Source organism: Bariatricus sp. TF06-38A (assembly GCF_027690675.1).
GTDB classification, from domain to species: Bacteria; Bacillota; Clostridia; order Lachnospirales; family Lachnospiraceae; genus Allocoprococcus; species Allocoprococcus comes.
On sequence record NZ_JAQFCE010000036.1, the window covers coordinates 1 to 21,134 of the forward strand.

At 41.9% G+C, this 21,134-nt stretch carries 19 protein-coding genes; 6 read left to right on the forward strand and 13 right to left on the reverse strand.

The genetic code is table 11. The features are described 5' to 3' along the window. Positions 1 to 768 precede the first annotated feature (768 nt). From PG418_RS17610 to PG418_RS17630, 5 genes are read right to left on the reverse strand one after another with little or no spacing between them, the layout of a single operon-like run. The gene (locus PG418_RS17610; RefSeq protein WP_055158111.1) at positions 769 to 1,647 is read right to left on the reverse strand and encodes a DUF3881 family protein; all 879 of its coding nucleotides are present in this window, start codon (positions 1,645 to 1,647) and stop codon (positions 769 to 771) included. A gap of 15 nt (positions 1,648 to 1,662) precedes the next feature. Continuing rightward, positions 1,663 to 2,943, reverse strand: coding sequence for a serine--tRNA ligase (gene serS / locus PG418_RS17615; RefSeq protein ID WP_498837802.1), 1,281 nt, complete (start codon positions 2,941 to 2,943; stop codon positions 1,663 to 1,665). Between the two features lie 32 nt (positions 2,944 to 2,975). Continuing rightward, positions 2,976 to 3,518, reverse strand: coding sequence for a DUF4446 family protein (locus PG418_RS17620; RefSeq protein ID WP_498837803.1), 543 nt, complete (start codon positions 3,516 to 3,518; stop codon positions 2,976 to 2,978). A 3-nt stretch (positions 3,519 to 3,521) separates the two neighbouring features. After that, complete coding sequence (locus tag PG418_RS17625) at positions 3,522 to 4,418, reverse strand: ParB/RepB/Spo0J family partition protein (protein ID WP_022220352.1); 897 nt, start codon at positions 4,416 to 4,418, stop codon at positions 3,522 to 3,524. Between the two features lie 2 nt (positions 4,419 to 4,420). Beyond that, on the reverse strand, positions 4,421 to 5,188 hold the full coding sequence (locus PG418_RS17630) for a ParA family protein (RefSeq protein WP_117559199.1): 768 nt from the start codon (positions 5,186 to 5,188) through the stop codon (positions 4,421 to 4,423). Positions 5,189 to 5,760: 572 nt separating this feature from the next. On the opposite strand from PG418_RS17630, the gene PG418_RS17635 reads away from it, so the two are divergent. Then, a complete protein-coding gene (locus PG418_RS17635; protein WP_070097344.1) occupies positions 5,761 to 6,714 on the forward strand; it encodes an alpha/beta fold hydrolase in 954 nt (317 codons plus the stop codon). A gap of 542 nt (positions 6,715 to 7,256) precedes the next feature. Here the strand turns inward: PG418_RS17635 and rsmG are convergent. From rsmG to rpmH, 8 genes are all read right to left on the reverse strand, one after another. After that, positions 7,257 to 7,973, reverse strand: coding sequence for a 16S rRNA (guanine(527)-N(7))-methyltransferase RsmG (rsmG, locus tag PG418_RS17640; protein WP_498837804.1), 717 nt, complete (start codon positions 7,971 to 7,973; stop codon positions 7,257 to 7,259). Between the two features lie 360 nt (positions 7,974 to 8,333). After that, positions 8,334 to 10,226, reverse strand: a complete 1,893-nt coding sequence (mnmG, locus tag PG418_RS17645) for a tRNA uridine-5-carboxymethylaminomethyl(34) synthesis enzyme MnmG (RefSeq protein WP_055248676.1) — start codon at positions 10,224 to 10,226, stop codon at positions 8,334 to 8,336. Next, on the reverse strand, positions 10,192 to 11,571 hold the full coding sequence (mnmE, locus tag PG418_RS17650; protein WP_055261661.1) for a tRNA uridine-5-carboxymethylaminomethyl(34) synthesis GTPase MnmE: 1,380 nt from the start codon (positions 11,569 to 11,571) through the stop codon (positions 10,192 to 10,194). Before mnmE ends, mnmG begins: the two co-directional genes overlap by 35 nt. A gap of 327 nt (positions 11,572 to 11,898) precedes the next feature. Further along, entirely contained in the window at positions 11,899 to 12,807 is a 909-nt protein-coding gene (gene jag, locus PG418_RS17655; protein ID WP_022220246.1) for an RNA-binding cell elongation regulator Jag/EloR, read from the reverse strand. Between the two features lie 13 nt (positions 12,808 to 12,820). Further along, positions 12,821 to 14,092, reverse strand: a complete 1,272-nt coding sequence (locus PG418_RS17660) for a YidC/Oxa1 family membrane protein insertase (RefSeq protein WP_055158103.1) — start codon at positions 14,090 to 14,092, stop codon at positions 12,821 to 12,823. Positions 14,093 to 14,143: 51 nt separating this feature from the next. Continuing rightward, on the reverse strand, positions 14,144 to 14,356 hold the full coding sequence (yidD, locus tag PG418_RS17665) for a membrane protein insertion efficiency factor YidD (RefSeq protein ID WP_008371384.1): 213 nt from the start codon (positions 14,354 to 14,356) through the stop codon (positions 14,144 to 14,146). Positions 14,357 to 14,406: 50 nt separating this feature from the next. Beyond that, entirely contained in the window at positions 14,407 to 14,751 is a 345-nt protein-coding gene (gene rnpA, locus PG418_RS17670) for a ribonuclease P protein component (RefSeq protein ID WP_008371385.1), read from the reverse strand. Between the two features lie 58 nt (positions 14,752 to 14,809). Continuing rightward, complete coding sequence (gene rpmH, locus PG418_RS17675; protein ID WP_022220244.1) at positions 14,810 to 14,944, reverse strand: 50S ribosomal protein L34; 135 nt, start codon at positions 14,942 to 14,944, stop codon at positions 14,810 to 14,812. Positions 14,945 to 15,183: 239 nt separating this feature from the next. On the opposite strand from rpmH, the gene dnaA reads away from it, so the two are divergent. The 5 genes from dnaA (at position 15,184) to gyrB (ending at position 21,133) form a co-directional block, all read left to right on the forward strand. Continuing rightward, positions 15,184 to 16,584, forward strand: coding sequence for a chromosomal replication initiator protein DnaA (gene dnaA / locus PG418_RS17680; protein ID WP_008371387.1), 1,401 nt, complete (start codon positions 15,184 to 15,186; stop codon positions 16,582 to 16,584). A gap of 182 nt (positions 16,585 to 16,766) precedes the next feature. Continuing rightward, a complete protein-coding gene (dnaN, locus tag PG418_RS17685) occupies positions 16,767 to 17,876 on the forward strand; it encodes a DNA polymerase III subunit beta (RefSeq protein ID WP_117824057.1) in 1,110 nt (369 codons plus the stop codon). A 22-nt stretch (positions 17,877 to 17,898) separates the two neighbouring features. Beyond that, positions 17,899 to 18,108 carry an RNA-binding S4 domain-containing protein gene (locus PG418_RS17690; protein ID WP_022220243.1) on the forward strand — a complete coding sequence of 70 codons (210 nt, stop codon included), beginning with the start codon at positions 17,899 to 17,901 and terminating at the stop codon, positions 18,106 to 18,108. A gap of 12 nt (positions 18,109 to 18,120) precedes the next feature. Next, positions 18,121 to 19,206 (forward strand): DNA replication/repair protein RecF, encoded by a 1,086-nt coding sequence (gene recF, locus PG418_RS17695; protein WP_498837805.1) that lies wholly within the window; start codon positions 18,121 to 18,123, stop codon positions 19,204 to 19,206. A 10-nt stretch (positions 19,207 to 19,216) separates the two neighbouring features. Then, positions 19,217 to 21,133 (forward strand): DNA topoisomerase (ATP-hydrolyzing) subunit B, encoded by a 1,917-nt coding sequence (gene gyrB / locus PG418_RS17700; protein WP_022220242.1) that lies wholly within the window; start codon positions 19,217 to 19,219, stop codon positions 21,131 to 21,133. The last annotated feature ends 1 nt before the right edge of the window (position 21,134 follow it).

A 21,134-nucleotide genomic window follows, 5' to 3' on the forward strand; every position in this document is an offset into this window, starting at 1 on the left:
GGTAACATTAGAACGCTCCCCAATTTGGGGAATGCTTTGTTGTCACCATTAGCATTTTTCAGAATAGATTCGAACTGAAAGTTGTTTTTTATTTTTTCCCTTTGGGGAATGCCTCGGCTTTCTCTTAGGAGGCGAACCCTCTATCCTACTGAGGTACTGAGACGTATTTAATTTTCATGGAGCAATTTTCAAATTTATTTCATAAATCGCTTCCGAAAGGGGATTGCTCCACCTGACCCTTAGGAGGCGAGTGCTCTATCCAGCTGAGCTATATGGACACATGCCGCAACCCCTTGATTTTACTGGGTTTCTGGGATTTTTCCCTTCGGCCATATATAAGATTATCAACTCTTTTTCGAGTTGTCAATCTACAGATTTTTTCGATTTGGTAACATTAGAACGCTCCCCAATTTGGGGAATGCTTTGTTGTCACCCTTAGCATTTTTCAGAATAGATTCGAACTGAAAGTTGTTTTTCATTTTTTCCCTTTGGGGAATGCCTCGGCTTTCTCTTAGGAGACGATTCTTATATTCATTTGACTAATAGAACATATACATATATCATACCGTTTGAACATGAAAATGTCAAATGCTTTTCTAAGAGGATGATCATGGTGAGGTAACAGAGCGGGATCTGATATGTGAAATAGCTTTTACAGGACTTTTTTATGTAAAGCCGAATGTTCTGAAACGCATATACAAAAAAGCACGACTAATTTTCAATTAAAAGAAATTTGGTCATGCTTTTTATATAAGTCAAAAATCTTTCCTAAAAATTAATATGCCCCTGCAGCCAGATCTGTGCCTTCAGCCGTCTTCCAACTGCCGGTTCGCCAATCACCTTTTCAACCGGTACGCATACATCAAATTGAAGCTCATTGGTTTCAACTGTAAGAACATAAAGTTTTTTCCCGGTAAGAAGATTTTCGATGGTATCGATATTCAGAATCTCACCAAGGATCGCATACTGGTCACATTCAAGACCAGCTGGCATAAAATGCGTATCGACAATACTGTAAATATCTTCCCCGCGAATTCTTTTTGATACTGCGGCATAGGTGTCGATGTCGTCAAGCGTAAGGCTTTCAATGGCATCGGGATTCCCTTCCTTTGCTGCGCTCATAAGCATCATCCGGTTGCGGAGATCTTTCGCTCTCTTGTCCGCAGCACCTGCATCCTTTGTGACCGGAAGCAAAATTTTCCCACTTAAGGCAAGACCAGAAAAGGTTATAGAGATTGAACTTTTGTTCAGACCACCGCGAGTGGCTTCTTTTATGTATTCCATTCCGTTCTGGATATGGAAAATGATACTGCAGCCGAGCTTTACATCTTCGCAGACACCAATATAGGTCGGTGAGGATGCTTTCTGTTCTACTGCAATATCAGCATAAGAGCTGACTCCACTGCCTGAAAAATATGGGAAATAGCATTCTCTGCGGAATTCTTCATCATTTTCATCGATAAAGCCGCAGGAAGAAATGCCAATCCCGTTGCCGTATTCCCTGCGAAGCTCACAGAGATCTGTGTACTCGTCCAGGGCAATACGGTCATATCCGGAAAATTTCTTTTCGGATTCAAGAAGAATCTGATACCATTCGCGTTCAGATGCGATATCGTGGAATCCGATAGCGTTTAAATATTTATGCAAAATTTACCTCGTTTTCTATCTGATTTCAGACTTACCGCCCATGTATGGACGAAGTACTTCAGGAATGCGGACAGAACCGTCTGCCTGAAGATTGTTCTCGAGAAATGCGATCAGCATTCTCGGAGGAGCTACTACTGTGTTGTTCAGTGTGTGTGCGAAATATTTGTTTCCGTCACTTCCTTTTACACGGATGCCAAGACGTCTTGCCTGTGCATCACCAAGGTTAGAACAGCTTCCTACTTCAAAGTATTTCTTCTGTCTTGGAGACCATGCCTCTACGTCACAAGATTTTACTTTAAGGTCGGCAAGGTCACCTGAACAGCATTCCAGTGTACGAACCGGGATATCAAGAGAACGGAACAGATCAACAGTGTTTTTCCATAATTTATCATACCATTCTTTGCTTTCTTCTGGTTTGCATACAACGATCATTTCCTGTTTTTCAAACTGATGGATTCTGTATACACCACGTTCTTCGATTCCATGAGCTCCTTTTTCTTTACGGAAGCATGGAGAATAAGAAGTCAGTGTCTTTGGAAGTTCAGCTTCATCAAGCATGGTATCGATGAATTTACCGATCATAGAATGCTCGCTTGTTCCGATCAGATATAAGTCTTCGCCTTCAATTTTGTACATCATAGAATCCATTTCGGCAAAGCTCATAACACCTGTAACAACGTTGCTTCTGATCATGAAAGGTGGGATACAGTATGTGAATCCACGATCGATCATAAAGTCACGTGCATAAGAGATAACTGCTGAGTGAAGACGTGCAATATCTCCCATCAGATAATAGAAACCATTTCCGGCAACCTTTCCTGCACTTTCAAGATCGATTCCGTTGAATTTTTCCATAATTTCTGTATGGTATGGGATTTCAAAGTCCGGAACAACCGGTTCGCCAAATTTTTCAATTTCAACATTCTGGCTGTCGTCTTTACCGATCGGTACAGATGGATCGATGATATTTGGGATAACCATCATATCTTTTTTGATTTTTGCTTCAACTTCTTTTTCTTCGGCAGAAAGTTCTTCCATACGGGCAGCGTTTTCCTGAACTCTTTTCTTAAGCTCTTCTGCTTTCTCTTTTTCGCCATGAGCCATGCATGCACCGATTTCTTTGGAAACTTTATTTTTCTCAGCACGGAGTGCTTCTACTTCGCCTTTGATTTCACGGTTTCTCTTGTCAAGTTCGATTACTTCATCTACAAGTGGAAGCTTTTCATCCTGGAATTTTTTCTTGATGTTTTCTTTTACAACATCCGGGTTCTGTCTTAAAAATTTAATATCTAACATAACTGTTCTCCTGTCTTATTTCTTTATTTTTATTACTGTGGTTTGATCGCATCCTGTACATCCGGATCATACATTTCCTGGTAAACGGCCTGATCTAGTGATTCGGCCTCTTCTTCAGAGAGCTCAATGTAACTTTCACCACGCACAATTTCTTTTATATAAGTGTAACAGCCATCTCTGCTGTGCATGGAATTGAGGATCCATCCATTGTTATCATTGTCAAGCATTGTGAGGGCGAAGCTGAGTTTTCCACCCATTTCACCGAAAGCATCGTATTTGACAATACCTACTTTCTGGTAGCTGCTTCGCAACGCGCGATACAATATGCGGATGTCCGCTTTGTTTTCGTGGGCAATGTTGGAAAGCTCGTCGAGTTCATCGAATCTTGCACTGAAACTTTCTTCGAGCGTTTTACCGTCCTGTCCGCGCATGAATACATTATAGCTTGATTTCATACGGTTGTATTTCATATTAACATTAATATAAAGAAGAAACATCAATATGATCAGCATGATAAGAAAAAGAAATATATACGCCGGATCAATTCCAATTGATTTCAGAATTTTACTTTCCATATATTATTTTCCTTCCTGTATTGACATCAACAATTCAAATATACGTTCCAGATCGTTGTCCGAATAATATTCAATTTCAATTTTGCCTTTTCCGTTGGCTTTATGATTGACATGGACTTTGGAACCGATGATTGACTTTATACGTTCCTCCAGATCTTCATATACAAATGCATTCTGGATAACAGGCTTTTCTTTTTCTTTTTTTGGCTTCTTTAGTTCTTTGACAAGTTTTTCGGTATCCCGGACACTGAGCTTTTCATCAAATACTTTATTGGCAAGAATATATTGCTGCTCTTTATCCTCGATTGCAAGAAGAGCACGTGCATGTCCGGTTGAAATCATATCATCGATGATCATCTGCTGTACTCTCTCGTCCAGCTTTAGAAGACGCATAGAGTTTGTAACAGCAGTTCTGCTCTTTGAAACGCGCTCAGCTACCTCATCCTGCTTCAGACGGAATTCATTTAGCAAGCGTTTGTATGCCTGCGCTTCTTCGATTGGATTCAGATTTTCGCGCTGAATATTTTCAATAAGAGAAATCTCAACGATTTCCTGATCTGTGTATTCTTTAATGATAACAGGAATCTCTTTGATACCGGCCTGCTTTGCTGCACGCCAGCGACGCTCGCCGGCGATGATTTCGTAGTAATCGTTCCGTTTCTGAACAATCAGAGGTTGTAGGATTCCAAACTGTTTGATTGAATCGGCAAGTTCCAAGAGAGCATCTTCCTCAAAATGTTTTCTCGGCTGGTCACGGTTTGGCTCCACATCATTGATCTTCATCATAATTGGTCCGGCATTCACTACTTCTTTTTTAACCGGTGCAGTATGTTTCGCGGTTTTATTTTCTTTGATTAAACTATCCAGACCTTTTCCAAGTCCGCCTCGTTTTGCTGTCATGCTTACTCTTCTCCTTTATGAATTACTTCATCTGCTAATAACATATAACTTTCAGCTCCTGTTGAACGAGGATCATATAAGTTGATTGGTAAGCCATGACTTGGGGCTTCTGCAAGTCGTATATTACGTGGAATGATAGTTTTGTAAATTGTCTGATCAAGATTATCTTTTACATTTTCAACAACTTGAAGAGAAAGATTGGTTCTGGCATCATACATGGTAAATACAACGCCTTCCATTTCAAGGTTTTCGTTCAATCTTTCTTTTACAAGCTCGATTGTTTTAATCAGCTGGCTCAATCCTTCAAGTGCATAGTATTCACACTGAATTGGAACCAATACGGTATCGGCTGTAGTCATTGAATTGATTGTCAACATACTAAGTGAAGGTGGGCAGTCGATAATGACGTAATCGTAATTACTTCTTATCTTAAGCACCTCATCTCTTAATATGTATTCTTTGTTCTCGGTATCGAGCAACTCTATTTCAGCGCCAGACAGATCAATGTTTGCGGGAATTACGTCGAGATTTTCAATTGCTTCTTTGCATAACACCTGATCCATAGTGGCTTCGCCGATTAAAAGATCATATACAGTATAGTCAACATTATCTTTATCTATACCAAGACCGCTGGACATATTTCCCTGTGGATCCATGTCGATTGCGAGAACTTTCTGCCCTTTTGCCGCTAAACACGAGGATAAATTGATCGCTGTTGTAGTTTTCCCAACACCACCCTTTTGGTTGGCAACGGCAATTATTCGTCCCATTGCAATTACCTCCTTTCTAATAGTGTGCAAATATATATGAAGTTTTATTTACATCTAGGTATAATTGTAACACTAAACTTTATCTAAATCTACTAAATGTTTCACGTGAAACATTTATTTTGGCATTTTTTATAAATAAGGGGATTTTTCGCGCGAAACATTCTACACAAAGTGAAATGTGAAAATGTATAAAAACATTCGTAATCCGCTCATTTTTCCTTGAAAAAATGGCTACTTACTCATTCTTTTGCGGGTCAAGAGGTCAAAAATCCTCTTACAAGCAAGCTCACATCGGCTTTCTGACCTTTTGCCCATGGTATCGTCATATTTTGGATATATTAAAATATATTTGGCTATGAGCAGCTGGAAAAAGAGAAAACAAAATGTTTCACGTGAAACATTTTGTCGAAAACCAAGGAACAATAACATGATGAAAATCTTTAAACTGTAAGGAGATTATGGTATACTTATCTATAAGCCGCAAGGTGAAAAATTACACAAAACAGATACTATTTGCGAGTATGATCTTGCTGAATCGGGGCAAAAATGATTCGGAGAAAGGACAATTAACGATGAAAAATAAATTGAAAAGTTGTGCGATTTTAGCAACACTTGGTGCGATTACAATCCATCTGATAAATAAAACACTTATAGAAATGGCAACAAAAGACAGCTTGTTAAACTCATCAGAGGGAAATTATTATGACTGGAGATTTGGAAAAATCTATTATAGAAAACAGGGAAATGGTAAACCACTACTGCTACTTCATGATTTGGATGCAGAAAGCTCTGGCGTAGAATGGAAAAAAGTAGCGGCAATTCTTGCAGAAAAGCATACTGTTTATACCGTGGATCTGCTAGGCTGTGGACGATCTGAAAAACCAAATATTACTTATACTAATTTCCTTTATGTGCAAATGCTGACGGATTTTATTAAACATATCATTGGCGAAAAGGCAGATGTTGTGGCTACGGGAGAATCAGCTGCTATTGCAGTTATGGCATGCGGAAATGATGAAAACGTGATTGGAAAGATTTGTATGGTGAATCCACTGTCACTTACGGAACTTGCAAAATGTCCGAATAAGAGAACCAAGACGCTGAAGTTCCTTATCGAAATACCGATTATTGGTACGCTGCTGTACAACATTATTCATTCAAGAGAAGCAATTGATGAAAAATTTGTGGATAAGTATCTGTATGACGAAGATGCGATAGATTATCAGATGACGAAGATATACCATGAATCTGCTCATAATGAAAACGCACATTCAAAATATTTGTTTGCAAGCATCAAAGGTGGATATACAAAGACAAATATTTATCATTGTATTCGCAAGGCGACAAATAGTATCTGCATTATCTCTGGACAATATGATGAAAACAGTATTGAGATTGCTAAACAATATCAGAAGCATGTACCTGCTATAGAATGCATGTGCATAAAGGATACGAGACATCTTCCACAAATTGAACAACCGGAAGGATTCGCAGAACAGCTGGATATCCTTTTCTCTGCTGAATAATATAAAGTATGTTCAGGTACACATTATAGCCAAATGCGGGATGTACACTTCGGTGTACATCCCGCATTTGGCTATATATGGCTCTTGATCAACTTTTGCGATTATCTAATAGCAAACAGAACTGGTACTTAACTGGTACTTATTCTACTCATGAACACCATGAAAACCGACATGCAACTCTGGAAAATTTCTATGGAAATTGTCTTTCTCTGAAAAACAAAACAGAAGGATGATTATTGGGCTTTTTGCAGAAATAATCAAGTTAAATGAAAATAAGAAAATCAGATTTTAAGCGGGTAAAAAATTGAACTTACCCGCTTTTTGAAATAGGAAAACAAATTTCTGGCAGAACTGCATACAAAAAAATAAAAATACATTTTCAAAGCATACAAAAATTGAACTATCAAAAATACAAAATAGAATAAACTACAACAATTAAAATTGAACTATTATAAAAAGAACTAATAGCAGAAGTTCAAGATAAAGAAAAAATAGTTCAATTTCCATTGCGGCATATACAGACTACAGGCATGTACAGCTGTTTATCCGTGGATAGGTTCTTTGGAAGGAAGTCCTGCTTTTCGAGGAAACTTCTTCCCGGTAGGCTTGATTTTTTTGATCTTTACAAATGAACGGCTGATATCACTGCCTGGAAGCTGGAATACAACTGGTTTATTTTGTGTACCTCCAAGGACATGTACTGCGGTTTTTGCAGCGGAAAGTTCATCGACAATATCACCGGATTTGTAAGAAACAAAGAATCCACCCACTGTTACATAAGGGAGGCAGTATTCGGATAATGTAGATAAATTGGCCACTGCACGTGAAACACAGAGGTCAAACTGTTCCCTGTAGTCTGCCTGACGGGCAAAATCTTCTGCTCTGCCGTGGATTGTATGGATATCCGTAAGATTTAACTCTTCAATCACACTGTCAAGGAAACGGATTCTCTTATTTAAAGAGTCAAGCAACGTGATTTTCAGGTGCGGAAAGGCGATTTTTAAAGGAATTCCGGGGAATCCGGCGCCTGTTCCTATATCGATCACGGTTTGAACTTTACTGATATCCAGGGCCTTTACTAAGGCAAGGCTGTCGACAAAATGTTTTTCGTTTACTTCTTCGTACTCGGTGATACCGGTGAGATTCATAACCTTGTTCCATTCCACCAGCATTTCGTAATATTTATCAAACTGATTAAACTGGGTCTGCGTTAATGCGATACCTAATTCTGCAAGCTGTTGCTCAAATTTTTTACTCATATTGCTCCTTTTGCCCCTAAAAGTACACATCTTTGCGGAAAATAAACAGTAATTTACACTGTTTTGCACCAAATAGGTACACAATTTCTGAGAAGATAGCACCTTAAAGGTACACGATAAAATGATAATGTTTTTAAATAAATACAATCATGCACCTAAAAGGTATACGAAAAGATGAAAAAACATACTTTTTGCCCTATAAAGTACACGATAAAACCATTTCTTTGAAAATAGATGTGTACTTTTTGGGTGATGCCCTCAAAAGTACACATCTATATAAAGGGAAAAACAGAAACCAGAAATAATGGATTCTGTAATATCCCAAAAAAGATCAAAATACAGGTCTGGTTATCTGGTGGTCTAATGTCCTAGATATACCAGTAATACAGAAATATCGGCAGGTGAGACACCGGAAATACGGGATGCCTGACCGATGGAAAGCGGTCGGAACTGCTTTAATTTCTGCACAGCTTCGATTCGCAGGCTCGGAACAGCATCGTAATCGATATCTGCCGGTATTTTCCTGGTTTCAAGCTTTTTAAACTGTTCTACCTGTTTTAACTGGCGCTTGATATAGCCTTCATATTTGATGTTGATATCAATTTGTTCCATAATCTCTCGGCTGAAGCTTTCTGTTCGCATATGGTCGATAGGTTCGAGAAGCTCATAATTGAGCTCAGGACGCTTAATAAGCTCAGCAAGTGTAGATCCTGAAGTAAGAGGCGTACTGCCGCAATTTGTGAGAAAATCCGTGATTTCCTGGGAAGTTCCAACGTTGGTATGCTCGAGCCTGTGGATCTCCTTGCGGATGATTTCTTCTTTGTCTAACAACATCTGGTATCTCTCGTCTGAAATAAGCCCTATTTTGTGCCCTATTTCGGTTAGTCTCTGATCGGCGTTGTCCTGGCGCAGGAGTAACCGGTATTCGGCACGTGAAGTCATCATACGATATGGTTCGTGGCTTTCTTTTGTAACCAGATCATCGATCAGAACACCGATATAAGCCTGGGAACGGTCTAAAATTAACTGTTCTCTTCCAAGAACCTCCAGTGCGGCATTGATTCCGGCAATAAGTCCCTGAGCGGCTGCTTCTTCATATCCCGAACTTCCGTTGAACTGACCACCGCTGAACAAACCATGAATGGATTTGAACTCAAGTGTCGGATGAAGCTGTCTTGCATCGATACAGTCATATTCAATTGCGTAAGCATTTTTAACTATTTTTGCGTGTTCAAGACCAGGCACGCTTCTGTACATTTCATATTGAACATCCTCTGGAAGTGAACTTGACATTCCGCCGATGTACATTTCATTGGTTTCCAGACCTTCTGGTTCAATGAACACCTGATGCCGTTCTTTATCGGCAAATTTTACAATTTTGTCCTCAATAGACGGACAATAGCGTGGTCCGGTGCCTTCGATCATACCGGAATAAAGTGGGGAACGATCCAGGTTTTTGCGGATGATCTCATGGGTTGTAGGATTGGTATAGGTAAGCCAGCAGGAAGCCTGCTCAATCTGCACATCTTCTGGATCCGTTGTGAACGAAAAAGGTACGACCCTCTCGTCGCCGAATTGCTCTTCCATTTTGCTGAAATCAATGCTGCGCTTGTCGATACGTGCCGGTGTACCGGTTTTGAAGCGGTACATCTTAATACCAAGCTCCTTCAGACAGTCGGTCAGATAATTTGCTGCCTGCAGCCCGTTTGGACCGGTATGCGTGCTGACATCACCGTAAATGCATCTTGCCTTCAGGTAGGTTCCGGTACACAGTACAACGGCCTTGCAGCGGTATATAGCGCCAGAATAGGTCTGAACGCCCGTTACAGAACCATCTTCCACAAGGATATTGACGACTTCACCTTGCCGGATCTCCAGGTTATCCTGGTTTTCCAGTGTCTGTCGCATGGTATTGCTGTATTTGTTCTTATCTGCCTGGGCGCGCAGGGAATGAACGGCAGGCCCTTTAGATTTATTCAGCATCTTTGACTGAATAAATGTCTTGTCGATGTTCTTTCCCATTTCACCGCCGAGCGCATCCAGCTCACGTACCAGGTGCCCCTTTGAGGTACCGCCGATATTCGGGTTGCATGGCATCATGGCGATACTTTCTACACTTACGGTGAAAACAATCGTTTTCAGACCGAGTCTTGCGCAGGCAAGGGCAGCTTCGCAGCCGGCATGTCCCGCACCAACTACAACGATGTCGTATGCGTCTTTATTTTCCCATACAGAATTTGCTGAATATTTCATTTACTAAATCTTCTCCTATCGTCTCTCCGGTAATGCTTCCCAGAGATTCATATGCATCCATTAAGTCAATTGTGAAAAAGTCTTCCGGCATCTGGTTTTCGATGCTCTCTTCTACCTTTTTCAGGCTGGAAAGTGCATCGGCAAGAGCTGTTTTGTGCCGGATATTGGTGATATAAACCTCATCGTTAAATGAGATATCACCGTGATAAAACATCTCTTTTAAAGTAGATTCCAGTTCATGGATCCCGGTCTCCTCTTTTGCGGAAATATCGATCATTGGCTTAGTTATCAACGTTTCTAATGCCTTTTTATCAACAACTGTGGATAAGTCACTCTTATTCAGTAGTATCACAGCTTTCTTATCCCGGATCATCTCGATGATCTCGTGATCATTTTCATCAAGAGGTCTGGATGCATCGACCACATAGATGATCAGATCGGCTTTTTCTGCATTTTCTTTTGCTTTATCCACACCGATCTTCTCTACGATATCAGAGGTATCGCGGATTCCGGCGGTATCCATGATGTTTAAAGAAACGCCCTGAAGCTGGATATTTTCCTCCAGAACATCTCTTGTGGTTCCGGCAATCTCGGTTACGATTGCCTTTTCTTCGCCTACCAGAACGTTCATCAGAGAGGATTTCCCGGCGTTCGGTTTCCCGACGATAACCGTCTTGATGCCTTCTTTGATGATACGTCCGTCATCGGCAGTATCCAGAAGACACTGGATTTTCTGCTGCAGATCCTTTACGACGCCCAGGAGACTGTCACCATATCCGTCTACGCTGATATGCTCTGGATCATCCAGTGCACTTTCGATAAAAGCGGTATGGTAAAGGATTACTTCACGGATTTCTTTAATCTTATTGTGGACAGAGCCTTTCAACTGGTTTACCGAGCTTTGTAGTGCATAGTCATTCTTGGAGCTGATGATATCGATCACGGCTTCGGCCTGTGATAGATCCATTCGGCCGTTCAGAAAAGCCCTTTTGGAAAATTCACCCGGTTCAGCAGGTCTTGCACCGTATTTGATCACGGTTTCAAGTATCTTTCTTGTGACAAATACACCGCCGTGACAGTCGATTTCCACAGTATCTTCACCGGTGTAGCTGTGCGGCCCACGCATTAAAAGAACCAGCACTTCATCAATCGTCTGCTCTCCGTCCATGATATAGCCATAGTGAATGGTATGGCTTTTTTGTTCGGACAGAAGCTTCGGTCTTTTGCCTTTGTAAATTTTGTCAATAATAGAAAACGCATCTTCTCCGCTGAGACGCACGATTCCGATTCCGGAATTAGTCATTGCTGTGGAGATTGCTGCGATTGTGTCTGTTTTAAATCCCATTTTATTGCTTCCTTCTATACTTTTGTAATAAATGCGATGTTATCATTTTACCCCGAAAGCTGTCAAAATGGAAGTGCCTATTGTGAAGAGTAGAAAAAAACCGTGTTACTGTTCACAGTACCTGTGACCAGCAATGCATCTCGCCATTTTAAATCGCCTTTGGCGATGGGCGAGATGCCATTCAAGATAAAACGTGCATCCTCCGTGCCAATCAGCGTAGTGATTGACACGGGAGTGAACAGTAAAAAAACCGCAGCCATTAAATGACTGCGGTTTACTGTGAACGATTCAGTTATAACGGTGTATGCAACCAATTTGCGTTACTGTTTAACGGCGGTTCGGTGTTACAACAACACGTCTGTATGGTTCTTCGCCCTCGCTGTGGGTAGAAACTCTGTCATCAGCCTGCAGAGCGGAATGGATGATTCTTCTTTCATAAGGATTCATCGGCTCCAGTGAGATCGGCTTTCTGCTTCGTTTTACTTTGTAAGCGATATTCTTTGCGAGATTTTCAAGAGTCTGTTTTCTTCTCTTGCGGTAGTCTTCTGTGTCGAGTTTGACACGTACATAACCATCCTGTGACTTGTTGGCTACACGGTTGGTGAGGTACTGGAGAGAATCCAATGTCTGTCCACGCTTACCGATCAGGATACCCATGTTGTCACCGCTCATCTCAATTGCAAGAGCACCTTCTTCATCAATGGAGGATACGATAGTTACTTCGCCCATTCCCATTGCCTGAAGAACTTCCTGTAAGAATTTCTCACAGATCTTCTGTGTAGCTTCTGTTACAACGGCTACATGAAGTTCTTTCTTTTCTTCATAAACCGGAGCTGCTGCTGTTACGGCAGAGGCTGTTTCTGTTTTGTTTTCTTTTACAAATTCTTTCTTAGGCTCTTTTTTGAAGTCCTTTTTCGAATCTTTTTTGTATTCTTTGTGTTCTTTGTACTCTTTACGTTCTTTGTGTCCAACGAATTCCTTGCGGTCTTTTCGGAAATCCTTCTTGAATTCTTTTTTGATCTCTTCCGGTTTGATTTCTTCGGCTTTGATTTCTTCTGTTACAGTTTTTTTGATACGGGCACGGATAACTGCCTGACGGCTTCCGATTCCGAGGAAGCCTGCACTTCCTTTTTCAATTACGTCATATTCCATCTGATCACTTGCTACGCCAAGCTGGATAGAAGCTTCTGTGATGGCATCGTCTAAAGTTTTTGCTGATACTGTAATCTCATTCATTTGACTTGTCCCCCTATTTCTGGCCTTCGTTAAAGCGCTTTACAAGGTTTGCTTTGTCTGCAAGGCTTCCGGCCTTTGCATTTTCATTTTTCTTCTTGGCTTCTTCAAGCTTTTCTTCAAGTTCTTTTGTCTGAGCAGCTGTTCTTACCGGCTCATGAATGTTTTTCACGTTCTTATGAGCCATTTTGTTGACATTGCTTGCATCCACTTCGTTTTTGTTCTTGCGTTTTTCAGCAGCTTTTTCCATATTCTCTTTGATCAGTTCATCCATCGGAATCTTATTCAAATGTTTGTTGATAAAGAACTGCTGTACCATACGGACAACGGCACTTGCAACCCAGTAGATTCCAAGACCTGTAGGTAATGTGAAACACATAAATACAGATACAAGAGGAAGGGTAACGTTCATTGTCTTCATGGTTGAAGCCATCTGGTCAGCCTGCGGATTGTTCGTAACTGCAGTTGTCTGCTGAGAAAGCTTCACGCTCAGGTACTGGGAAAGTCCTGAAAGGACAGGAATCAGCACTGCCATGATCACAATTCCCCATGCGCCGGCTTTTACACCGTTGCTAATGAGGTTCATAGGAGTTTCCGCAATGTTAAGTCCAAGGAAGTTATTCATGGACTTTAATGTATCGACGGTGCTGTCGATCGTAGACTGCAGATCCGGAAGCTTCTTGCCGAGAGTTTCCCAGGTTGAAGTCTGGAATTTGTACAGTACGTCGATCAGTACGTTTTTATCAGAGTAATCATATTTGGAGGCGGACATAAGGATCGGTTTTGCTTCGCCGATCTTTTCCATGACCTTCTGCCATCCATCCTGTGCCATGATAGAGGTAAGAAGCGGTGTGTATACCGCTTTAACCTGCCCAACATAAGCAGGGATGTTGCGGATTACATAGTACATTGCCCAGAGAATTGGGAACTGGATAAACATACTTAAGCATCCGCCGGTCGGTGATACTCCGTATTTTTCATAAACCAATTGTGTTTCTTCCTGCATCTTCTGCATGGAAGCCTGATCATTTTTTCCTTTGTACTTCTGCTGAACCTTCTGGAGCTCAGGGTTCATTGCAGCGGACATCTTGGAAAATTTCTGTTGCTTGATGGTGAGCGGCATCAGTAAAGTGTAGATGACAATTGTCAAAAGAATAATACATACACCCAGGTTGTGAATGCCGATTAAATCCATTACCCGGTAAATACCATCCATGATCTTACCGAGCAGCCAGGCAGCCTGTCCGATGATCGGTGTGCTGACCTGTGTCATTAAAATTCCTGTCATAACCTTTCCTCCATAAACATTTCCGTCCCGGTATTTGGACGGCCTATAGGTTTAAGGCACCGGATCATATCCACCTTTGGCGAATGGATTGCATCTGAGGATTCTCCATACGGTCAGAAGGCCTCCTTTAAACGCACCGTATTTTTCAATGGCCTCCAAAGCATATTCTGAGCAGGTTGGAATGTAAATACAGTGGGTATATACCTTCATAGGTGATAAATATTTTCTGTAAAAACGAATCAAATATAATAATATCTTTTTCATAATTTCAGTGCCTCGTAGTGTATATCCGTCTTCTCGATATACTGAACTGGCTAATTGCAGTCCGAATAAATGTGATGAAGTTTGCCCAGATGGATGAGAGCGCTTTCAATCTCATGGTATGACCGGTCTTTGGCGGTCGTCCTTGCGATGATCACGATATCATATCCACATTGGAACTGTTCTTCGTGTAACCTGTAACTCTCACGGATCAGCCTTGTTAAATGATGTCTTATGATGCTGTTCCCAACTTTTTTGCTGACGGAAATTCCGACGCGGTTGCGTCCGAGATCATTCGCCAGGAGATACATTACAAGGTACTTGTTGCCATAAGGTTTTCCCTTTCTGTATACAGACTGGAAATCCCTGTTTTTCTTCAATGATTCGGAAAATTTCATACTTTATTCTCCCGATTTACATAAATTTGCATAGAAGAAAAGGCCACATATATGTGACCTATGCTGATAATACTTTTCTTCCCTTTGCTCTTCTTGCTGCAAGAACTTTTCTTCCACCTGCTGTGGCCATTCTTGCTCTGAATCCATGAACTTTCGCTCTGGAACGTTTCTTTGGCTGGAATGTCATCTTCATTGATATCCACCTCCTATCGATTCCTTCTTATATGAATAGAAGCTTATTTACGTTTTTAAGACATCGTACTTCATTATAATCAAAAAAGCTGTCTCCGTCAAGCAGTTTTAATAAAGTTTCGACCCTTATTTTAAGGAAATTATGAATAAGTTTATGGTTTTTGATTGATTCTGAAATCGTTTTAAGGTAGAATATAAGAGTATGATTATGCTTATTTTGAAGATGAATGGGGCAGGAATATGGACGTCATAAAAGAAAAATGGGAAGAGATCATTCAAAAGCTAAAAGTAGAATATTTTCTATCGAACATTTCTTTTGAAACGTGGATACGCCCGCTGGAGGTATATGAGATCAGAGGCAACACTCTGTATCTTACCGTTAATTTTAAGGCGAGCATCGAACACATTCAGAATAAATATCTTCTTCCGCTTAAAGTATGCATCGCGGAAGTTACCGGGACAGAGTATCAGATTAAGTTTATTCCCAGAGATCTGCCGCGCGAGCAGCAGCGCAGATATCTGGAGAAGACTGCGCCCGTAAAAGAGAAGACACATAAGCATAAAGAGGTAAGCCCGATAGCTGAAAAAGCGAATCTGAATCCGAAGTATACGTTTGATACCTTTGTGGTAGGAGGGAATAATAATTTTGCACATGCCGCATCACTGGCAGTTGCCGAATCTCCCGGTGAGGTTTACAATCCTCTGTTTTTATATGGTGGGGTAGGACTTGGCAAGACCCATTTGATGCATTCGATCGCACACTACATACTGGACCGGGAACCATCGAAGAAAGTCCTGTATGTGACAAGTGAGACATTTACCAATGACCTGATCACGGCGATCCGCAACGGAAAGACCGGCAACGATCTGGCGATGAATGCATTCCGCGATAAGTACCGCAATAATGACGTACTTCTGATCGATGACGTACAGTTCATTATCGGCAAAGAAAGTACACAGGAAGAATTTTTCCATACGTTCAATCATCTGCACAATGCCGGAAAGCAGATCGTCATTTCCAGCGACAAACCGCCAAAGGATATGACGACACTGGAGGCGCGTCTGCGGACAAGATTTGAATGGGGACTGATCGCAGATATTTCGGTGCCGGATTACGAGACACGTATGGCGATTCTTTATAAGAAAATAGAACTGGACCAACTGGAAAGATATCAGATTCCGGATGAGGTGATCCAGTATATTGCGATGAACATCAAGACCAATATCCGGGAACTGGAAGGCTCACTTAACAAGCTGATCGCATTATACCGGATCGGTGGAAGAAAGAACTTTGATGTTTCTCTGGCGGCAGAGGCACTGAAGGATATGATCGCACCGGACGATAGCCACAAGGTGACGCCGGAGCTGGTTCTGGATGTTGTCTCCGATCATTTTAATGTTTCCGTCTCTGAACTTAAGGGAAGTCGGAGAAATGCAAGAACGGCCGGAGCCAGACAGATCGTGATGTACCTGTGCAGGCAGATGACGGATGCGTCTCTTCAAAGTATCGGTGATCTGCTCGGAGGGCGTGACCATTCCACTGTGAACCACGGTGTGGACAAGATTGCCCGGGATGTGGAAAAAGATGAGACTTTGAGAAATACGATCGAGATCATTCAGAAGAAAATCAGCCCGCTGTAGAAAAGTTTTCCATGATCTGCCAGGGAAGAAAAAGAACTGTCCACGGACTTGTCAAAGCCTTAAATCCTTTCGGATCAAGGCCTTAAAGTACTTGTCCACAATTCAACAGACACTACTAAGATAACTACGGATTTGTTTTATATAAATATATATTTTGCGCGTCGAAAGGAGTTTTACACATTATGAAAATCAGATGTCTTAAATCAGATCTTGTGAAAGGGGTCAGCATTGTATCAAAGGCTGTTCCGACAAAGACAACCATGCCGATCCTGGAATGCATTCTGATAGATGCAACTACAGATATTATCAAACTTACAGCGAACGATATGGAGCTTGGGATCGAGACTGTGATCAGAGGGCAGATCGATGAGAAGGGAATGATCGCACTGGATGCGAGGATTTTCTCAGATATCGTAAGAAAGCTTCCTGATAATGAAATCGTGATTGAAAGTGGAGTGAACTTTCAGACGCTCATTACCTGTGAAAAAGCAAAATTCAATATTTCCGGTAAATCCGGTGAAGATTTTTCTTATCTGCCGTATATTGAGAGAGAAAATCCGGTTTCCATTTCCCAGTTCACACTGAAAGAAGTGATCCGCCAGACCATTTTCTCAATTGCAGACAACGACAGCAACAAACTGATGACAGGAGAACTCTTCGATATGAACGGGGATATTCTGAAAGTGGTATCCCTTGACGGACACCGTATTTCCATCCGCAAGATCGAGCTGAAGGAATCTTATGAACCGAAGAAGATCGTGGTTCCGGGAAAGACCCTGATCGAAGTCAGCAAGATCCTTTCAGGTGAAGCAGACAGCGAAGTGAGACTGTATTTCACAGCCAACCACATTGTATTTGAATTTGATGATACCGTTGTAGTATCCAGACTGATTGAAGGAGAATATTTCCGTATCGAGCAGATGCTGTCCAATGATTATGAGACAAAGGTAAGAATCAATAAAAGAGAACTCCTGAACTGTATTGACCGTGCAACTCTTCTTGTAAAAGAAGGTGATAAGAAGCCGATCATCATCAACATTCAGGATGAAATGATGGAACTTAAGATCAAGTCAGAGAAGGGTACGATGGATGAAGAGATTATGATCACTAAAGAGGGAAAAGACCTCTTGATCGGCTTCAATCCAAAGTTCCTCATTGACGCACTTCGTGTCATTGATGACGAAGAAGTAGATCTTTACTTTATGAATGCAAAGGCTCCTTGCTTTATCAAGGATGAAGGAGAAAGCTATGTATACCTGATTCTTCCGGTGAACTTCAGTGGAGCAGTATAGGAATTTAGAGAGGACAAAAATTATGGAGACAATCAAACTCAGAGATGAATTTATCAAGCTTGGTCAGGCACTGAAAGCAGCAGGTCTTGTAGGATCCGGTGTGGAAGCCAAGGAAGTCATTACAGAAGGTCTGGTAAAGGTTAATGGAGAAGTAGATACCAGACGTGGTAAAAAATTATATGACGGCGACGTTGTTACATTTAACGGAGAAGAGATCAAGATTGAAAAATAGGCTGGCACAGGTATGATTATCAAATCATTAAAATTAAAAGATTACAGAAATTATGAAATATTGAATATTGAATTTGATCATGCCACGAATATTTTTTACGGTGATAATGCACAGGGCAAGACGAATATCCTGGAAGGGGTGTATTTGTCGGGAACCACGAAGTCTCACAGGGGGACGAAGGACCGGGATCTGATCCGATTCGGGCAGGATGAGGCTCATATTGAGACTGTCATTGAGAAAAATGGCGTTCCATGGCAGATCGATATGCACCTGAAGAAGAACAGTCCGAAAGGGATTGCGATTAACAAGGTCCCGATCCGGAGGGCGAGTGAGCTTTTCGGTCTGACGAATTTTGTGTTTTTCTCGCCGGAGGATCTGAACATTATTAAAAATGGTCCGGCGGAGAGGAGAAGGTTCATGGACCTGGAGCTTTCACAGCTTGATAAGGTGTATCTTAGTGACCTGGCAAATTATAACCGCACACTCAATCAGCGGAACCGTCTGCTGAAGGATGCCTATTACAGAGATGATATACTGGACACGCTGGATGTATGGGATATGCAGCTGGTTCAGTATGGAGAAAAGATTATTCAGAGAAGGCTCCGGTTTATCGAGGAGGTCAATGCGATAATCGGAGACATTCACCATAAACTGACGGGAGGCAGGGAAAGGATCGGCCTTTCGTATGAACCTGGATGCGGAGTGCTTTCACTTGAGGCGGCGCTTGAGAAGAACAGGGAGCGCGATATCAGGATGAAGAGTACCTCGGTGGGACCTCACCGGGATGATATCTGTTTTATGGCAGGTGGGATCGACATCCGCAGATTCGGATCGCAGGGGCAGCAGAGGACAGCGGCACTTTCGCTGAAACTGTCTGAGATCGAGCTGGTACGGCAGATCATAAAGGATACGCCGGTGCTGCTGCTTGACGATGTATTGTCTGAACTTGACAAACACAGGCAAAACTATTTACTGGACAGTATTCATGATATACAGACTCTGATCACCTGTACGGGACTTGACGAGTTTGTCAATCATCGATTTTCAATAAATAAAGTATTCCATGTTCAGAACGGACATGTATCAAAAGAGAATTAGGAGGATCAATATGAGTGCAGAATATGGAGCAGACCAAATCCAGATACTGGAGGGGCTGGAAGCAGTAAGAAAGAGACCTGGTATGTATATTGGCAGTACATCTTCAAGAGGACTTCACCATCTTGTCTATGAGATCGTTGACAACTCGGTGGATGAAGCGCTTGCAGGATACTGTGATCATATCCAGGTGTTCATCAATCCGGATAATTCAATTACGGTTATAGATAACGGACGTGGTATTCCGGTGGGGATCAACCACAAAGCGGGACTCCCTGCGGTAGAGGTTGTATTTACCGTGCTTCATGCCGGCGGTAAATTCGGCGGTGGAGGATACAAGGTATCCGGTGGACTTCACGGTGTAGGAGCTTCCGTTGTAAATGCGCTTTCTGACTGGCTTGAGGTTGAGATCTGCCATGAAGGGAAGGTGTACAGACAGAGATATGAAAAAGGACATGTTGTTTACAAGCTGAAGGTTGTAGACGAATGTGATCCGGAGAAGACAGGAACAAAGGTAACCTTCCTTCCGGATGAAACTATTTTCGAAGATACAGTATTTGATTATGATACGTTAAAACAGAGATTCCGTGAGATGGCGTTCCTTACCAAGGGACTTCGCATCAGCCTGACTGATCTCCGGGATGAAGAACCGAAGGAAAGAGTGTTCCACTATGAAGGCGGTATCAAGGAGTTCGTTCAGTACTTAAATCGCAGTAAGACTCCGCTTTACGAGCAGATCATCTACTGTGAAGGAACAAAAGATAATGTAGAAGTTGAAGTTGCAATGCAGCACAATGATTCTTATACAGATAACACCTATGGTTTTGTAAATAATATCACAACACCGGAAGGCGGGACCCATGTGGTCGGATTCAGAAATGCGATCACAAAGACCTTTAACGACTATGCGAGAAAGAACAAATTATTAAAAGACAGTGAGCCGAATCTTTCCGGTGAGGATATCAGGGAAGGTCTTACAGCGATCATCAGTGTTAAGATCGAGGATCCTCAGTTTGAAGGACAGACCAAGCAGAAGCTCGGTAACAGTGAAGCGAGAGGTGCGGTTGACAGTATCGTCAGCAGCCAGCTTCAGATCTTCCTTGAACAGAATCCTGCTATTGGAAAATCAATTGTTGAGAAGTCGGTTATGGCGCAGAGAGCAAGAGAGGCGGCCAGAAAGGCGAGAGATCTTACCAGAAGAAAATCCGCACTGGAAGGCATGTCACTGCCTGGAAAGCTTGCGGACTGTTCAGACAAGGATCCATCCAAGTGTGAGATCTACATCGTAGAGGGAGACTCTGCGGGAGGCTCTGCAAAGACAGCCCGTGACAGAGCGACCCAGGCGATCCTGCCACTTCGTGGAAAGATCCTGAATGTAGAGAAGGCAAGACTGGATAAGATCTACGGTAATGCCGAGATCAAGGCAATGATCACTGCATTCGGTACAGGAATCCATGATGATTTCGATATTTCCAAACTGAGATATCACAAGATCATCATCATGACCGATGCCGACGTTGATGGAGCACATATCAGTACACTGCTTCTGACATTCCTCTATCGTTTTATGCCGGAGCTGATCAAACAGGGCTATGTATATCTGGCTCAGCCGCCGCTTTACAAGCTGGAGAAGAACAAGAAAGTCTGGTATGCATACAGCGATGAAGAACTGGCGAAGATCATCAGCGAAGTCGGACGTGATCAGAACAATAAGATTCAGCGATACAAAGGTCTGGGTGAGATGGACGCAGAGCAGTTATGGGATACCACAATGGATCCGCAGCATCGAATCTTAAGAAGAGTGACAATGGACGATGAGACATCTTCCGAACTGGATCTTACCTTTACAACCCTGATGGGAGATAAAGTAGAACCAAGACGAGAATTTATCGAAGAGAATGCAAAATTTGTTAAGAACTTAGATATATAGG

Coding starts and splice junctions, on each gene's coding strand:
- serS (WP_498837802.1), bottom strand. CDS start 2,943: ATGTTAGATATTAAATTTTTAAGACAGAACCCGGATGTTGTAAAAGAA.
- PG418_RS17620 (WP_498837803.1), bottom strand. CDS start 3,518: ATGGAAAGTAAAATTCTGAAATCAATTGGAATTGATCCGGCGTATATA.
- PG418_RS17625 (WP_022220352.1), bottom strand. CDS start 4,418: ATGACAGCAAAACGAGGCGGACTTGGAAAAGGTCTGGATAGTTTAATC.
- PG418_RS17630 (WP_117559199.1), bottom strand. CDS start 5,188: ATGGGACGAATAATTGCCGTTGCCAACCAAAAGGGTGGTGTTGGGAAA.
- PG418_RS17635 (WP_070097344.1), top strand. CDS start 5,761: ATGAAAAATAAATTGAAAAGTTGTGCGATTTTAGCAACACTTGGTGCG.
- rsmG (WP_498837804.1), bottom strand. CDS start 7,973: ATGAGTAAAAAATTTGAGCAACAGCTTGCAGAATTAGGTATCGCATTA.
- mnmG (WP_055248676.1), bottom strand. CDS start 10,226: ATGAAATATTCAGCAAATTCTGTATGGGAAAATAAAGACGCATACGAC.
- mnmE (WP_055261661.1), bottom strand. CDS start 11,571: ATGGGATTTAAAACAGACACAATCGCAGCAATCTCCACAGCAATGACT.
- jag (WP_022220246.1), bottom strand. CDS start 12,807: ATGAATGAGATTACAGTATCAGCAAAAACTTTAGACGATGCCATCACA.
- PG418_RS17660 (WP_055158103.1), bottom strand. CDS start 14,092: ATGACAGGAATTTTAATGACACAGGTCAGCACACCGATCATCGGACAG.
- yidD (WP_008371384.1), bottom strand. CDS start 14,356: ATGAAAAAGATATTATTATATTTGATTCGTTTTTACAGAAAATATTTA.
- rnpA (WP_008371385.1), bottom strand. CDS start 14,751: ATGAAATTTTCCGAATCATTGAAGAAAAACAGGGATTTCCAGTCTGTA.
- rpmH (WP_022220244.1), bottom strand. CDS start 14,944: ATGAAGATGACATTCCAGCCAAAGAAACGTTCCAGAGCGAAAGTTCAT.
- dnaA (WP_008371387.1), top strand. CDS start 15,184: ATGGACGTCATAAAAGAAAAATGGGAAGAGATCATTCAAAAGCTAAAA.
- dnaN (WP_117824057.1), top strand. CDS start 16,767: ATGAAAATCAGATGTCTTAAATCAGATCTTGTGAAAGGGGTCAGCATT.
- PG418_RS17690 (WP_022220243.1), top strand. CDS start 17,899: ATGGAGACAATCAAACTCAGAGATGAATTTATCAAGCTTGGTCAGGCA.
- recF (WP_498837805.1), top strand. CDS start 18,121: ATGATTATCAAATCATTAAAATTAAAAGATTACAGAAATTATGAAATA.
- gyrB (WP_022220242.1), top strand. CDS start 19,217: ATGAGTGCAGAATATGGAGCAGACCAAATCCAGATACTGGAGGGGCTG.